This is a genomic window from Kitasatospora sp. NPDC001539 (genome assembly GCF_040298565.1).
In the GTDB taxonomy this organism is placed as follows: Bacteria; Actinomycetota; Actinomycetes; order Streptomycetales; family Streptomycetaceae; genus Kitasatospora.
In genome coordinates this window covers 1-14,393 of sequence record NZ_JBEPAK010000181.1, presented here as the reverse complement: position 1 = coordinate 14,393, position 14,393 = coordinate 1, and the positions used below count along the sequence as shown (strand labels likewise).

Below are 14,393 nucleotides of genomic sequence, written 5' to 3'. Positions count from 1 at the left end.
TCGGGCGAGGCGGTGTGGTAGTAGACGGCCGCCTCCAGTCCCGGCACGGTCGGCAGAGACGAGGGGACGAGTGACCGCTGGAGGGCGGTGAGGGCGGGAATCCCGGCCAGCAGAGCGCGCACCTCCGCCTCACGGTAACGGCGGTGACCGCCGAGCGTGCGAATCGACGTCAGCTTGCCGGCCTTGGCCCAGCGGGTGACCGTCTTCGGGTCCACGCGGAACATGGTGGCAACCTCTGCCGGCGTCAGCAGGGGCTCAGCATCAGGGGTACGAGCGGTCATGAGCGGCCTCCTCGGGAGAACCGAACCAGGGCGGTTCTATCCTTCAAATTCTGCACCTTGGCCCGCGATGCCCGAAATGGCATAGACGGGCCGAGTCGGTTATAGGACGAACGGCTTGTCCTGGTGTCTACAACTACACCATCCGTCCAGCCCTATCGACCAAACCGCCAAAATTGACCCCTCACGGGTTCAAGGCCGACGGATGGCGATGGACCACCCCATAACGGACAGTCACGCGACCGTGACATCCGGTTACGAGGGGACCAGACCCTCCGTTTCCCCGCAAAGCACGCATCGACTCCAGAACCACCCAAAAGTGGGCACGCTCACGTGAAGTTGGGCTGGTTGTCCCATTTTTGCACATAGGGGTAAGTTCGCGTCAACGGTGAGTAGTGTCACGTTCGGCAGCTATTGACCCGAACCGGGACCTTGGTCAGCGCGGCTGCGGACCAAAGGCCCGACACAGTCATACACGGCCGCTCGGACGTCAGTTCGCGTGCCGCAGCGCCTGCACCCGGCGCCACCGCCCCGTCAGTTCCGCGTACACGCGCACGGCCTCCGCCGTGTCCCCCGCCCGCAGCGCGCGCAGCCCCTCCTCCAGCTCCCCCGCCGAACGGTCCGCCAACAACCGTTCCGGCCCCAGCAGATGCACCAGCCCCCCGTAGTCCAGTTCCACCAGCGAGCGCGGGTGGAACTCCTCCAGCCACCGCCCGACCTGCTCCGCCCCCAGGACCAACCGCCCCTCCGGCACCGCCTCGCGCAGCGCCCGGTAGGCCCGCGCCACCCGGCGCCGCGCCTGGGCCATCGGCACCAGGTAGAACAGCGCCGCCGGCCGCTCCCCCGCCCCTTCCCCCTCCTCGACCGCTCCCCCCGGCACGAAGCACCGGTCCTCGTCCCCGAACGGCAGGAACCACCGCACCGGCACCTCCCACCGGCTGGTCAGGATCCACGGCCGGGCGTCCGGGTGCCCGGCCAGCCAGCGCTCCCGGTCCGCCTCGGCGGCCTCCCGGACCACCGGTGGCACCGCGGCGTCCAGCAGGGCCACCGGAGCCCCCTCCCGCAGCTCCTCCAGGGCCTGCCAGTTGCGCAGCCTGGTCGCCCAGGGGCACACGTACAGTACGCCGTCCACGGCCCGCAGGTACGCCCGCCCGCTCTCCCGCTCCGGCAGCGCCCGCGGCGTCCGGGCGGCCAGCTCCGCGAGCGCCTCCCGCTGCTCCGCCAGCACCGCCGCCGCCACCGGCCGCGCCGCCTCCGCCGCGTCCGGCCCGTGCTCCGCCGCGTACGCCTGCCAACGCGCCCGCTCGGGCTCCGGGTACGCGGCCAGCGGCTCGTAGACGCGCAGGTGGGCGGCGTAGGGCGGCTGTACGGAAGTGCGTACGACGGTCACGTCCTGCATGGTCGCACGCGCCGCCCGGGCCCGGGAGGGCGCGGCCCGAACGGTTCGCGCCCGCACCGCTCACGGCCCCGCGTCTCACCCCTCGGACAACCGGTACAAGCTCGGACAAGAGGGCGGATCGGCCCCCCGCACGCGACTACGCTTCGCCCTAGGCGCCCGCACCACAGCAGCGGGCCTTCCCTACTGGAGTCACCACAGTGACCGACGTGCAGACCCCCGCCACGCACCCCGCACCCGGAGTGCTCAGCAGGATCTTCCGTACCGAGCAGGACGGCGCCCTCGGCGACGGCCACGAGCAGGTCGTCCTCTGCCACGACCGCAGCTCCGGCCTCAAGGCGATCATCGCGATCCACTCCACCGCACTGGGCCCGGCCCTCGGCGGCACCCGCTTCTTCCCGTACGCCTCCGAGGAGGCGGCCCTGGAGGACGCGCTGAACCTGTCCCGCGGGATGTCCTACAAGAACGCGCTGGCCGGGCTGGACCTCGGCGGCGGCAAGGCCGTCATCATCGGCGACCCGAACAAGGACAAGAACGAGGCGATGCTCCGTGCCTACGGCCGCTTCGTGGAGTCCCTGCGCGGGCGCTACGTCACCGCCTGCGACGTGGGCACCTACGTCCAGGACATGGACGTCATCGCGCGCGAGACCGAGTTCGTGACCGGCCGCTCGCCCGAGCACGGCGGCGCCGGCGACTCCTCCATCCTGACCGCCTTCGGCGTCTTCCAGGGCATGCGGGCCTCCGCCCAGGCCCGTTGGGGCCAGCCGACCCTGCGCGGCAAGCGCGTCGGCGTCGCGGGCGTCGGCAAGGTCGGCCACTACCTGGTCGGCCACCTGGTCGCGGACGGCGCCACCGTCGTCGTCACCGACGTCTCCGAGGCCGCCGTCAACCGCGTGCGCGCCGCCCACCCGGAGGTGGAGGTGGTCGCCGACACCACCGCCCTGCTCCAGGCCCAGCTGGACGTCTACGCCCCCTGCGCCCTCGGCGGCGCGCTGACCGACGCCACGGTGGCGGCGCTCGGCGAGCGCGGCACCTCGATCGTCTGCGGCGCGGCCAACAACCAGCTGGCCCACCCGGGCGTCGAGAAGGACCTGGCCGACCGCGGCATCCTGTACGCCCCCGACTACCTGGTGAACTCCGGCGGCGTGATCCAGGTCGCCGACGAGATCGAGGGCTTCAACTTCGAGCGGGCCAAGAACAAGGCCACCAAGATCTTCGACACCACGCTGGAGATCTTCACCCGGGCCGCCGCCGACGGCGTCCCGCCGGCGGTCGCCGCCGACCGCCTCGCCGAGAAGCGGATGCGCGAGATCAGTGCGCTGCGCACGGTCCTGCTGCCGGGCGCCCGCCGCTCCTGACCGACCCCGGTCGCGCTGACCGGATGCGCGGGGGGCCGGCCCTCCCCGTCCGCCCCGGGCCGCCCGGGGAGCACCCAGTGGCCCCCCGCGCATCACGATGTGGAACCGGATTCTCACTTCTCCGCCCGAACGGGTGATCCGACGCCCCCCTAGGGGGGATAATGGGTCCTGGAACGACGGACCTCGAACACCTACGGACAGCGCGCAAAACGCCGCAAAACCTCCCCTGACCTGGGAAGACCCGGTCTCGGGTGCAGCCGGTGCGCGCCACGTCACACCGACGACGTACCGTCCAGCGGCGGAAACAGGTACCGTTAATGCTCCAAGGGACGGTCCTCCCATTCGGGCAGGCCGGTCCTGATCATGAACACGTGTCAGACTCGGGGCCGTGAGCCCCATCGTTGAGGGGGTCGACCCATGGGGCGCGGCCGGGCCAAGGCCAAGCAGACGAAGGTCGCCCGCGAGCTGAAGTACAACAGCGGCGGGTTCGACGCTAACCGTCTGTCCCACGAGCTGGGCGTATCGCCGTCCACCGCTGCGATCGACCCTGAGCCGATCGAGGAAGAGGACGACGACCCGTACGCGGAGTACGCCGCCCGCTACGGCGCCGTCGACGACGAGGACGACAACGAGCCGGGTGCCGGGTCGTCCCGGGCTTCCCGCCGCTCGTAACCCACAGCATCACCGGACCGGTCCGGCGCCTCGAGCGCCGGGCCGGTCTTCGGCGTTCCCGCGCGCCCCGCGCCGCCGCCCCTCCGGGAACGCGGGAGGGCCCCTCCGGCGCACCGGAGGGGCCCTTCCGTCCCTCGTCCCCGCTTCTTCCCTCGGCGCCCTGAGCGCCCCGGGTGTCCGCGGCGTCCGCGGCGTCCGGGGGGCGTGCTCAGCCCGCCGTGAAGCCCTCGTAGGCGTTGTAGAGGGCCGCGCCGCCCTCGTGCTCGTCGGTGCGCTCGACGACGTCACCGAGCAGCCAGGCCTCGACCCCGCGGTCCTCCAGGAGCGACAGCACCACGTCCACCGAGTGCGGCGGGACGACCGCGACCATGCCGACGCCCATGTTCAGCGTCTTCTCGATCTCCAGGGTGGCCACCTTGCCGACCTCGGCGACGGTCCGGAAGACCGGCAGCGGGGTCCAGGTGCCGCGGTCCAGGCGGGCGTGCAGGCCGTCCGGGATGACCCGGGCCAGGTTGGCCGCCAGACCGCCGCCGGTGACGTGCGAGAAGGCGTGCACCTCGGTGGCGCGGATCAGCGCCAGGCAGTCCAGCGAGTAGATCCGGGTCGGCTCCAGCAGTTCCTCGCCGAGGGTGCGGCCGAACTCCTCGACCTTGCGGTCCAGCTTCCAGCCGGCCTCGTTCAGCAGCACGTGGCGGACCAGCGAGTAGCCGTTGGAGTGCAGGCCGGAGGCGGCCATCGCGATCACCACGTCGCCGGCCCGCACGCGCGCGGCGCCCAGCAGCGCGTCGGCCTCCACGACACCGGTGCCGGCGCCCGCGACGTCGTACTCGTCCGGTCCGAGCAGCCCGGGGTGCTCGGCGGTCTCGCCGCCCACCAGGGCGCAGCCGGCCAGGGCGCAGCCCTCGGCGATGCCCTTGACGATCGAGGCGACCCGCTCCGGGACGACCTTGCCGACGCAGATGTAGTCGGTCATGAACAGCGGCTCGGCGCCGCACACCACGATGTCGTCCACGACCATGCCGACCAGGTCGTGGCCGATGGTGTCGTGCTTGTCCATGGCGGCCGCGATGGCCACCTTGGTCCCCACGCCGTCGGTGGCCGAGGCCAGCAGCGGCCGCTGGTAGTCCTTGAAGGCGGACACGTCGAAGAGGCCGGCGAAGCCGCCCAGACCGCCGACCACCTCCGGGCGGTCGGCCTTCTTCACCCACTGCTTCATGAGCTCGACGGCGCGGTCGCCCGCCTCGATGTCGACGCCGGCGGCGGCGTAGGTGGCACCGGCGGAGGGGCGACGCCCGGCGTCTCCGTTGGGGGTGGTGGCGGGCGACGGGTGGGAGGAGGTCACTGCGTGCGGCCCTTTCGGGTCTGGTGGGGGTGGTTCGTACAGCGGAGGGGGGTGGAACGGCGGTGGGGCCCCGGTTCGCGGGACCCCACCGTGGGAGCTCTTACGGCCTGCGCAGCGCGTCGGCCGCGCCCGCCCCGCCGAGCAGCGACTGGACGCCGTCCAGGTCGCTGCCGCTGGTCGGCTTGCCGCGGACGGCGGGCTGCTGCTGGCCGCCCTTGATCTCGGCCTCCAGCAGGAGCTTGCCGAGGAGCGCCGGGTCCGGCAGCTCCATCGGGTACTCGCCGTCGAAGCAGGCCCGGCAGAGCCTGTCCTTGGGCTGCTTGGTGGCCTCGATCATGCCGTCGATCGAGATGTAGGCGAGCGAGTCCGCACCGAGGGTGCGGCCGATCTCCTCGATGGTCATGCCGTTCGCGATCAGCTCCGCGCGGGTGGCGAAGTCGATGCCGAAGAAGCAGGGCCACTTCACCGGCGGCGAGGAGATCCGGATGTGCACCTCGGCCGCGCCGGCCTCGCGCAGCATCTTCACCAGCGCGCGCTGGGTGTTGCCGCGCACGATCGAGTCGTCCACGACCACCAGGCGCTTGCCGGCGATGACCTCGCGCAGCGGGTTCAGCTTGAGCCGGATGCCGAGCTGGCGGATGGTCTGGCTGGGCTGGATGAACGTGCGGCCCACGTAGGCGTTCTTCACCAGGCCGGAGCCGTACGGGATGCCGCTGGCCTCGGCGTAGCCGATCGCCGCCGGGGTCCCGGACTCGGGGGTCGCTATCACCAGGTCGGCCTCGACCGGGGCCTCCTGCGCCAGGCGGCGGCCCATCTCCACGCGGGAGAGGTGCACGTTGCGGCCGGCGATGGAGGTGTCGGGGCGGGCCAGGTAGACGTACTCGAAGACGCAGCCCTTGGGCTTGGCCTCGGCGAACCGGGAGGTGCGCAGGCCGTTCTCGTCGATGGCGATCAGCTCGCCGGGCTCGACCTCGCGGATGAAGGAGGCGCCGACGATGTCGAGCGCCGCCGTCTCGGAGGCGACCACCCAGCCGCGCTCCAGCCGGCCGAGCACCAGCGGGCGGATGCCCTGCGGGTCGCGGGCGGCGTAGAGGGTGTGCTCGTCCATGAAGACGAGCGAGAAGGCGCCCTTGACCTTGGGCAGCACGACCTTGGCCGTCTCCTCGATGGAGAGGTCCGGGTGTCCGGCCAGCAGCGCGGTCACCAGGTCGGTGTCGTTGGTCGCGGCGGTCCGCCCGGAGCGGGAGACGTGCTCCTCGCCGGGCAGTTCGGCGACCATGGCCGCCAGTTCGGCGGTGTTCACCAGGTTTCCGTTGTGGCCGAGGGCCAGCGAACCGTGCACGGTCGCCCGGAAGGTCGGCTGGGCGTTCTCCCAGACCGAGGAACCGGTGGTCGAGTAGCGGGCGTGTCCGACGGCGATATGCCCGTGCAACGACCCCAGCGAGGCCTCGTCGAAGACCTGGGAGACGAGTCCCATGTCCTTGAAGACGAGAATCTGGGAGCCGTTGCTCACTGCGATGCCCGCGGATTCCTGACCGCGGTGCTGCAGGGCGTAAAGGCCGAAGAACGTGAGCTTGGCGACCTCCTCGCCGGGAGCCCAGACACCGAAGACGCCACACGCGTCCTGGGGGCCTTTCTCACCGGGAAGAAGATCGTGGTTGAGTCTTCCGTCACCACGTGGCACGCCTTCGAGTCTAGGGCAGTTGGCACAGGCTTCCGGAACCTCCGGCTGCCGGTTCGTCCGGCCGCGAGGGAGTAACGCGCGTAGACAAAACCCCTTACGGACTGGGGATTTCGGCCGGGGCGAATTCCGGCCGGTCTCGGTTGGCCTTGTGGTTCGCGCCTGTTGGGGAGTCCGGTGCGCGGTTCCGTGCCCGGCGGGCCGGTTGCCGGGCGGAGGCGAACGTGAGCCTGCTCACCCGGGGTTCGGCCCGGGTCCACGCGGGGATCCCCCGCCGTCGCGGGCCGTCCGTCAGGCGGCCGGCAGCAGCAGGCCCCAGGAGCCCGGGTGCACCGTCCAGGTCCTGGCCCGGACCGGGCCGACCTGGTGGCCGTCCGCCTCGTAGCCGAAGCCGCGCCCCACCACCGAGACGCTCGCCGCCCGGGCGCGCACGAGCGCGCCGGACGCCCGGACCACCACCTCCAGGACGCCCGCGCCGTCCGCCGGGGCGTGGGCCGCGCCCTTCCCGCCGCCGCCCACGCCGCTCACGCCGTTGATCGCGCCGTTCGGGCCGTTGATCGCGCCGCCGTCCTCAGTGCCGTCCGCGGCGCCGATCGGGCCGCCGTCCCCGTCGCCGGTGACCGCGCCGGCGACGCCCCGGCCGCAGCGCAGGCTCAGCTGGACCAGCCGGACCGGCCGGTGCACGTCCGCGAGCAGCCGGCCGTCCGCCTCGACCCGGACCCGCGGGCTGTGGTCGACGGCCTCGGCCGTGAGTGCGTTCCCCTGCTCGGCCGCAGCCAATTTCGCCCATAGCGAACGCCAGCCCCCCGAACGGCCCCCCATGCGGCGGGCGCCGGCCCCGGTGATCCGCACTCCCGCGAGGGCCACCCCGCCGCCGTCGTCCACCAGCAGGTCGAAGGTGCGGGGCGCGCCCGTGAGCACCGCCCGCGCGGCCCGCACCGGCTCCCCCGGCACGCCGAGCGCCCGGGCCGTCGCGAGGTCCTCGGCCCGCCCGACCGGAACCATGCCCACCGGATCCGCGCCCAGCTCACGGTGGCGGTGCAGGGCCTGCAGCACGCGCTGGAGGGCCAGGTCGGAACCGATCACCACCGGTCGCCGCCGCCCCCGGTGCGAAAGCACCCGGTCGAGTTCGGACGGGCTCTCCGGGTAGGCCACCTTCACGTCCGTCCCCCCGCAGAGCACGTCCTTCGCGATCCGCACCGACTCGCCGTCGGTCTGCCGGGCCATCGGGTCGAGGAGCAGCAGGATCGGCTCGGGGCCGCTGGTTGCAGGCGTGGACAGGGACGACACGACCGGTCCTTCCTCAGGTAATCTCTCGGTGCAAGAGCCCCTTGCGCCGTAGCGCCAGGGGCTTCGTCTATCTCGGGGCAGACAGCGGCCTACGCAGGATGCCCCAACCGGAAGGGGTGTACGCCTGTGCCGGCACTCGTGCTCGTTGGCGCTCAGTGGGGGGACGAGGGCAAGGGGAAGGCCACCGACCTCCTCGGCGGCTCCGTCGACTACGTCGTCCGCTACCAGGGCGGCAACAACGCCGGTCACACGGTGGTCATCGGTGACCAGAAGTATGCCCTGCACCTGCTCCCCTCCGGCATCCTCAGCCCGAACGTCACGCCGGTGATCGGCAACGGCGTCGTGATCGACCCGGCCGTGCTGCTCTCCGAGCTCAGCGGCCTGAACGAGCGCGGCATCGACACCTCCAAGCTGCTGGTCTCGGGCAACGCCCACCTGATCACCCCGTACCACCGCACCCTGGACAAGGTCACCGAGCGCTTCCTCGGCAAGCGCCGGATCGGCACCACCGGCCGCGGCATCGGCCCGACCTACGCGGACAAGATCAACCGCGTCGGCATCCGGGTCCAGGACCTGTTCGACGAGTCGATCCTGCGCCAGAAGATCGAGGCGGCGCTGCACGACAAGAACCAGATCCTGGTCAAGCTGTACAACCGCCGCACCATCCCGGCCGACCTGGTGGTCGAGGAGTACCTGGGCTACGCGGAGAAGATCAAGCCCTTCCTGGCCGACACCACCCTCGTCCTGGACGAGGCGCTCAAGGCGAACAAGGTCGTCCTGCTGGAGGGCGGCCAGGGCACCCTGCTCGACGTCGACCACGGCACGTACCCCTTCGTGACCTCGTCGAACCCGACCGCGGGCGGCGCCTGCACCGGCGCCGGCATCGGCCCCACCAAGATCGACCGGGTCATCGGCATCCTCAAGGCCTACACCACCCGCGTCGGCTCCGGCCCGTTCCCGACCGAGCTGTTCGACGAGGACGGCGAGGCGCTGCGCCGCATCGGCGGCGAGCGCGGCGTCACCACCGGCCGCGACCGCCGCTGCGGCTGGTTCGACGCCGTGATCGCGCGCTACGCGACCCGGGTCAACGGCCTCACCGACTTCTTCCTGACCAAGCTCGACGTGCTGACCGGCTGGGAGCAGATCCCGGTCTGCGTCGCGTACGAGATCGACGGCAAGCGGGTCGAGGAACTCCCCTACAACCAGTCCGACTTCCACCACGCCAAGCCGATCTACGAGACCCTGCCGGGCTGGAGCGAGGACATCAGCAAGGCGAAGACCTTCGCCGAGCTGCCCAAGAACGCCCAGGCGTACGTGAAGGCCCTGGAGGAGATGTCCGGCGCGCCGATCTCCGCCATCGGCGTCGGCCCGGGCCGGGACGAGACGATCCAGATCAACTCGTTCATCTGAGCCGGACGCCCGGCCGAGATCGGCCGAGCGCCGGTCCGGCGCCGACTGCGCGCCGACCGAGCACTTCGAGGGGCCCTGCGGACACGACGTCCGCGGGGCCCTTCGCCGTGTCCGGGCCCCACCCACGGTTTGCACTAGTGCAGACCTCCATTGCATCTAGTGCAGAGGCGCGCTACGTTCGGATCATGACCGCGAAGCTGCCCACGCCCATCACGCTCACCGGCCGCCACATCCGCCTGGAGCCGCTGGAGCGCCGCCACGCCGCCGACCTCTGGGCCACCGTCGGCTCCGACCCCGAGGTCTGGCGCTGGACCATGTCCCTCCCGCCCGGCTCCGAGGAGGAGCTCGGCGCGATCCTCGACGCCCGCGTCGCCGAGGCGGCCCGGGGGGAGTCCGTGCACTTCGCCGCCGTGGACCTCGCGAGCGGCACCGCCGTCGGCATGACCGGGTACCACGACTACAGCGCCGAGGACGAGTCCGTGGAGATCGGCGGCACCCTGTACGCCCGCTCGGCCTGGCGCACGGCGGTCAACACCGAGTCCAAGCTGCTGCTGCTCACCCACGCCTTCGAGGACCTGGGCATGGGCCGCGTCTTCTGGAAGACCGACGCCCTCAACGAGCGCTCCCGCGCGGCGATCCAGCGGCTCGGCGCCCAGTTCGAGGGCGTCTTCCGCCGTCACCGGCTCCGCCCCACCGGCAGCTGGCGCGACAGCGCCTACTTCTCGATGCTCGCCGACGAGTGGCCGCCCGCCAAGTCCCGTCTGGTGGAACGCCTCTCGCGCGGCTGACCGGTCCCGCTCCGGCCCGGGGCCGCCCTCCCCGGGCACCGGGCCCCGCGTCCGCCGGCCCCGCGTCCGCCGGGCACCGGCCCAGCCCCGGCCCGTCGGCCCTGCTACTTCCGCTCGCCGGCGGCGGAATGGCGGGGGGCGAACTCCCGCTTCGCGGGACGCGGTTCGCGGGGCTGCACGTTGACCAGCCACACCAGCCAGCCGACGAAGAGCACGGCGAGGAGGAGCGCGGACAAACCGGCGACGAAAAGGGCATTCACCGGTTCGGCGAATTCCGGCGGGGAAGTCGCGGGCCGCGCACCCGGTCGGGAAGGAGGCGTGGAAGGCGGAGAGGCGAGGGAAGGGGCACGGCTGTCTCCGGTCGGTGATGCCGAACGCCCTGGCCATGCACCTGACGTGTCATTGCGGCTGTTTGGCAGGGCTGAAAGGCGACTTGGCGACTGTTTAGGCGACAACAAGTCAGTGTGTGACACGGATGACCATAGAGTCAGGGTGCCAGAGTTGCTACTGAGGGAGTGAACGTTCACTCCATCGTGGGGTATCTCCCATTTCGCTGGCCAGTACCCGTTCATCACGGCACACTTCACCGGAAGCATCGACCGTCAGCCGCGATCCGGAGAAGAGAGTCATGCCACCCCGCTTGTCGCCGACCGTGCGCCAGCAGCGGCTCGGGATCGAGCTGCGCAAGATGCGCGAACGCGTGGGCGTGACGCCCAAGACCCTGGCCGCCACGATCGGCACCGACCTGCCCAAGATCTCCCAGATGGAGAACGGGAAGTCGGGCATCAGCGCCGAACGGCTGCGGACCTGGGCGCGCGTCTGCGGCTGCCCCGACGGCCCGTACCTGGACGCCCTGATCGCCATGACCCAGGACCGCCGCAAGTACTGGTGGGACGGCTACCGGGGCCGGATGCCCAGCGGGATCGTCGACATCGCCGAGATGGAGCACCACGCGGAGTCGCTGTCCATCCTGAACAGCACCTTCATCCCCGGGCTGCTGCAGACGCCGGCGTACGCGAGCGCGGTCTTCGAGCGCCTCCCCCCGCAGGCCCGCCAGGAGGCGGAGGTCCGGATGGCGTTCCGGATCCGGCGCCAGCAGATCTTCGTCGACCGGCCGAAGCCCTACAGCGCGATCCTGCACGAATCCGCGCTGCGAATGCAGTTCGGCGGCCCTGAAGTGCTGCGCGAGCAGTTGGGGAGCCTGCTGGAGAATTCCGAACGGCCAGGCGTGGAAATCCGGGTGATCCCGTTCAGCGTCCCCACCTACACCGGCTCCGGCGAGAGCCTGTACCTCGCCCGGGGGCCGGTTCCGGAACTGGACACCGTCCAGATCGACCTCTCCCACGGGCCGAAATTCGTGCACAGTGAAGAGGAATTGGCCTCCTACCGCCGGATCAAGGAGAAGACCGCGGCGATCGCGCTCGACCCGGACGAATCCCGGGACTTCATCCGGACCCTGCTGAAAGACTTCGCATGAGTGCGTGGCACAAAGCGTCCGCCAGCGGCGAGAGTACCGACTGCGTCGAGGTCAGAGCCGCCGGCGGACTGGTGGAGATCCGGGAGTCCGACCGGCCCGAGATCATCGTCCGGACCACTCCGCGCCGGTGGGCGGCCTTCGTCCGCGGGGTGAAGGCCGGGGAGTTCGACCGGTACGCCGACGTCACCCGGCTGTGAGACCCGCGCGCCGCCCGTACGCCGCGCCGCCCGGCCCCGTACGCCGCGCCGCCCCACCGCGTACCCAGCGCCCTCCTGCACCGCCCGGCCCCGTACGCCGCGGCCCGTGCTCGAGCCCGTCGGCGGTAGGCTTGGCAGCCCACAGTGGACCCCTGCGCCTGGCACAGCACTCCGGGTGGGGTGCGCGTGCGGGAGAAATCGGAGCATCCGAGGATGGCTCGGCACCTGATCACCAGCGCCCTTCCGTACATCAACGGGATCAAGCACCTGGGCAACATGGTCGGGTCCATGCTCCCGGCGGACGTCTACTCCCGCTACCTGCGACAGCGCGGCCACGAGGTGCTCTACATCTGCGCCACCGACGAGCACGGCACGCCCGCCGAGCTGGCCGCGCAGGAGGCCGGACTCCCGGTCGCCGAGTTCTGCGCCCGGGCCCATGACGCCCAGAAGGCGGTCTACGACGGCTTCGGGCTGTCCTTCGACCACTTCGGCCGCAGCTCCTCGCCGCAGAACCGGGAGATCACCCAGGAGATCGCCCGCGAGCTGCACCGCAACGGCTTCATCGAGGAGCGCTCGATCCGCCAGGTGTACTCCAACGCCGACGGCCGCTTCCTCCCGGACCGCTACATCGTCGGCACCTGCCCGCACTGCGGCTACGACAAGGCGCGCGGCGACCAGTGCGAGAACTGCACCCGGGTGCTGGACCCGACGGACCTGCTGGAGCCGCGCTCGGCCATCAGCGGCAGCTCCGACCTGGAGGTCCGGGAGACCCGCCACCTGTTCCTGCTCCAGTCGAAGCTGACCGAGGACGTCGAGCGGTGGGTCGCCGGCCACGCCGACGACTGGCCGGTGCTGGCCTCCTCGATCGCCCGCAAGTGGCTGACCGAGGGCCTGCAGGACCGCGCGATCACCCGCGACCTCGAGTGGGGCGTCCCGGTGCCGGCCGACGTCTGGCCCGAACTCGCCGCCGAGGGCAAGGTCTTCTACGTCTGGTTCGACGCCCCGATCGAGTACATCGGCGCCACCAAGGAGTGGGCGGACGCGGCCCCGGCCGGGCAGCCGCGGGACTGGAAGTCCTGGTGGTACGAGGCCGACGAGACCGTCCGCTACACCGAGTTCATGGGCAAGGACAACGTCCCGTTCCACACCGTGATGTTCCCGGCCACCATCCTCGGCTCGCGCCGCCCGTGGAAGAAGGTCGACTACGTCAAGGCCTTCAACTGGCTGACGTACTACGGCGGGAAGTTCTCCACCAGCCAGAAGCGCGGCATCTTCAGCGACGTCGCGCTCGAACTGCTGCCGGCCGACTACTGGCGCTACTTCATGATGGCGCACGCGCCCGAGTCGGACGACTCCAGCTTCACCTGGGACCTCTTCGCCGCGGTGGTCAACAAGGACCTCGCCGACACCCTCGGGAACTTCGTCAACCGGGTGCTGTCCTTCAGCCGCAAGCGCTTCGGCGACGACGTCCCCGGCGGCCACCCGGCGGGTGAGGCCGAGCAGCGCCTCGGCGAGCAGACCGCCGCCCTGCTGGCCGAGTACGAGGCCCAGCTGGACGGGCTCAACTTCCGCAAGGCGGCGCAGGCCCTGCGCGCGCTCTGGAGCGCCGGCAACGCCTACCTGGACGAGAAGGCCCCCTGGCTCCAGGTGAAGACCGACCCGGAGGCGGCGGCGCTGACCCTGCGGACGGCGATGAACCTGATCCACCTGTACGCGGTGGTCTCCGCGCCCTTCATCCCGACCGCTGCGGCGGCGATGCGCGGCGCCTTCGCCGTGCCCGGCGACTCCCCGGCGGCCACCCGCAGCTGGGTCGGCGCGCAGGAGGCCCGCTCCCTGGACCTGGTCCCGGCCGGGACGCCGTTCACGGTGCCGCCGGTGCTGTTCGCCAAGATCACGGACGACGACCTGGCGGCCTGGACGGAGCGCTTCGGCGGCACGGAGGGCTAGCCGTTCCGGCAGGTCGGGGGCGCGCCGGGCGCGGCGGCGGTCCGTACGGCGGCGGGGAGCCCGGGCGCTACCCGGCCGCCGTCTCCGCCGCCACCCAGGCCAGGTAGCCGGGGCTGCCGGACACCACCGGCACGGCGACCACCTCGGGCGTCTCGTACGAGTGCCGCCCGGCGACGAACCCGGTCAGGCGGTCGGCGAGTTCGGCCCGGGTCTTGAGGTCGATCCGCCACTCCTCGGCGTCCTGCACCTCGCCCTCCCACCAGTACACCGACCGGACGGGGTACACCTGGGCGCAGGCCGCCAGGCGCTCCCGCACCACGGCGGCGGCCAGCGCCCGGGCCTGCTCCTCGCTCCCGTGGGTGGTGGTCACCACGACGAAGCCCGGCCGGTCCGCTGTGCTGTCGTTCGCTGTCATGCGCCGACGGTATCCCGGCGGTGTCCCGACGGTGTCCCGGAGCCCCGCCGCCCCCCCGCCCGGGCGCCGGCGGCGGGGCGCCGCGGGGGGCGGGCCCGGGCCCCGGCCCCGGCGCCCGGGGGGGGGGGCGGCGCGGCACCCA

At 71.9% G+C, this 14,393-nt stretch carries 13 protein-coding genes and 1 pseudogene; 7 read left to right on the top strand and 7 right to left on the bottom strand.

Features of this window, described 5'->3' with window-relative positions; genetic code table 11:
- Window positions 1-95: 95 nt before the first annotated feature.
- Together bldC and ABT247_RS24300 are read right to left on the bottom strand one after the other, a co-directional pair.
- Window positions 96-281: pseudogene (bldC, locus tag ABT247_RS24305) on the bottom strand (developmental transcriptional regulator BldC); the annotation flags it as partial.
- 487 nt (window positions 282-768) lie between these two features.
- Entirely contained in the window at window positions 769-1,668 is a 900-nt protein-coding gene (locus tag ABT247_RS24300) for a DUF8083 family protein (RefSeq protein WP_502892495.1), read from the bottom strand.
- A gap of 206 nt (window positions 1,669-1,874) precedes the next feature.
- On the opposite strand from ABT247_RS24300, the gene ABT247_RS24295 reads away from it, so the two are divergent.
- Window positions 1,875-3,032 (top strand): Glu/Leu/Phe/Val dehydrogenase dimerization domain-containing protein, encoded by a 1,158-nt coding sequence (locus tag ABT247_RS24295; protein WP_392895730.1) that lies wholly within the window; start codon window positions 1,875-1,877, stop codon window positions 3,030-3,032.
- Window positions 3,033-3,449: 417 nt separating this feature from the next.
- Complete coding sequence (locus tag ABT247_RS24290) at window positions 3,450-3,704, top strand: DUF3073 domain-containing protein (protein ID WP_350745700.1); 255 nt, start codon at window positions 3,450-3,452, stop codon at window positions 3,702-3,704.
- A 208-nt stretch (window positions 3,705-3,912) separates the two neighbouring features.
- Here ABT247_RS24290 and purM read toward each other — a convergent pair whose 3' ends face one another.
- The 3 genes from purM to ABT247_RS24275 all read right to left on the bottom strand — a co-directional run bounded on the left by purM (window position 3,913) and on the right by ABT247_RS24275 (window position 8,017).
- Complete coding sequence (gene purM, locus ABT247_RS24285; RefSeq protein WP_350745697.1) at window positions 3,913-5,046, bottom strand: phosphoribosylformylglycinamidine cyclo-ligase; 1,134 nt, start codon at window positions 5,044-5,046, stop codon at window positions 3,913-3,915.
- A 100-nt stretch (window positions 5,047-5,146) separates the two neighbouring features.
- Window positions 5,147-6,730 (bottom strand): amidophosphoribosyltransferase, encoded by a 1,584-nt coding sequence (purF, locus tag ABT247_RS24280; RefSeq protein WP_350745694.1) that lies wholly within the window; start codon window positions 6,728-6,730, stop codon window positions 5,147-5,149.
- Between the two features lie 288 nt (window positions 6,731-7,018).
- A complete protein-coding gene (locus ABT247_RS24275) occupies window positions 7,019-8,017 on the bottom strand; it encodes a diacylglycerol kinase family protein (RefSeq protein WP_350745692.1) in 999 nt (332 codons plus the stop codon).
- A gap of 126 nt (window positions 8,018-8,143) precedes the next feature.
- Here ABT247_RS24275 and ABT247_RS24270 point away from each other — a divergent pair, with 126 nt between their 5' ends.
- On the top strand, window positions 8,144-9,427 hold the full coding sequence (locus tag ABT247_RS24270; protein WP_350745689.1) for an adenylosuccinate synthase: 1,284 nt from the start codon (window positions 8,144-8,146) through the stop codon (window positions 9,425-9,427).
- 185 nt (window positions 9,428-9,612) lie between these two features.
- Complete coding sequence (locus ABT247_RS24265) at window positions 9,613-10,215, top strand: GNAT family N-acetyltransferase (RefSeq protein WP_350745687.1); 603 nt, start codon at window positions 9,613-9,615, stop codon at window positions 10,213-10,215.
- 104 nt (window positions 10,216-10,319) lie between these two features.
- Here the strand turns inward: ABT247_RS24265 and ABT247_RS24260 are convergent, their stop codons facing one another.
- Window positions 10,320-10,451, bottom strand: coding sequence for a hypothetical protein (locus ABT247_RS24260; protein ID WP_350745684.1), 132 nt, complete (start codon window positions 10,449-10,451; stop codon window positions 10,320-10,322).
- A 392-nt stretch (window positions 10,452-10,843) separates the two neighbouring features.
- Between ABT247_RS24260 and ABT247_RS24255 the strand changes: the two genes are divergently transcribed.
- From ABT247_RS24255 to metG, 3 genes are all read left to right on the top strand, one after another.
- Complete coding sequence (locus tag ABT247_RS24255) at window positions 10,844-11,692, top strand: helix-turn-helix domain-containing protein (RefSeq protein ID WP_350745682.1); 849 nt, start codon at window positions 10,844-10,846, stop codon at window positions 11,690-11,692.
- Window positions 11,689-11,889, top strand: a complete 201-nt coding sequence (locus tag ABT247_RS24250) for a DUF397 domain-containing protein (RefSeq protein WP_350745680.1) — start codon at window positions 11,689-11,691, stop codon at window positions 11,887-11,889. Before ABT247_RS24255 ends, ABT247_RS24250 begins: the two co-directional genes overlap by 4 nt.
- 213 nt (window positions 11,890-12,102) lie before the next feature.
- Complete coding sequence (gene metG, locus ABT247_RS24245; protein ID WP_350745678.1) at window positions 12,103-13,836, top strand: methionine--tRNA ligase; 1,734 nt, start codon at window positions 12,103-12,105, stop codon at window positions 13,834-13,836.
- Between the two features lie 67 nt (window positions 13,837-13,903).
- On the opposite strand, the gene cutA is transcribed toward metG, so the two are convergent.
- Window positions 13,904-14,251 carry a divalent-cation tolerance protein CutA gene (cutA, locus tag ABT247_RS24240; RefSeq protein ID WP_350745675.1) on the bottom strand — a complete coding sequence of 116 codons (348 nt, stop codon included), beginning with the start codon at window positions 14,249-14,251 and terminating at the stop codon, window positions 13,904-13,906.
- Window positions 14,252-14,393: the final 142 nt, after the last annotated feature.

Bases quoted from the DNA above. Each gene is read 5' to 3' on its own strand.
- ABT247_RS24290 (WP_350745700.1), top strand. From the start codon at position 3,450: ATGGGGCGCGGCCGGGCCAAGGCCAAGCAGACGAAGGTCGCCCGCGAG.
- ABT247_RS24265 (WP_350745687.1), top strand. From the start codon at position 9,613: ATGACCGCGAAGCTGCCCACGCCCATCACGCTCACCGGCCGCCACATC.
- ABT247_RS24255 (WP_350745682.1), top strand. From the start codon at position 10,844: ATGCCACCCCGCTTGTCGCCGACCGTGCGCCAGCAGCGGCTCGGGATC.
- ABT247_RS24250 (WP_350745680.1), top strand. From the start codon at position 11,689: ATGAGTGCGTGGCACAAAGCGTCCGCCAGCGGCGAGAGTACCGACTGC.
- metG (WP_350745678.1), top strand. From the start codon at position 12,103: ATGGCTCGGCACCTGATCACCAGCGCCCTTCCGTACATCAACGGGATC.
- cutA (WP_350745675.1), bottom strand. From the start codon at position 14,251: ATGACAGCGAACGACAGCACAGCGGACCGGCCGGGCTTCGTCGTGGTG.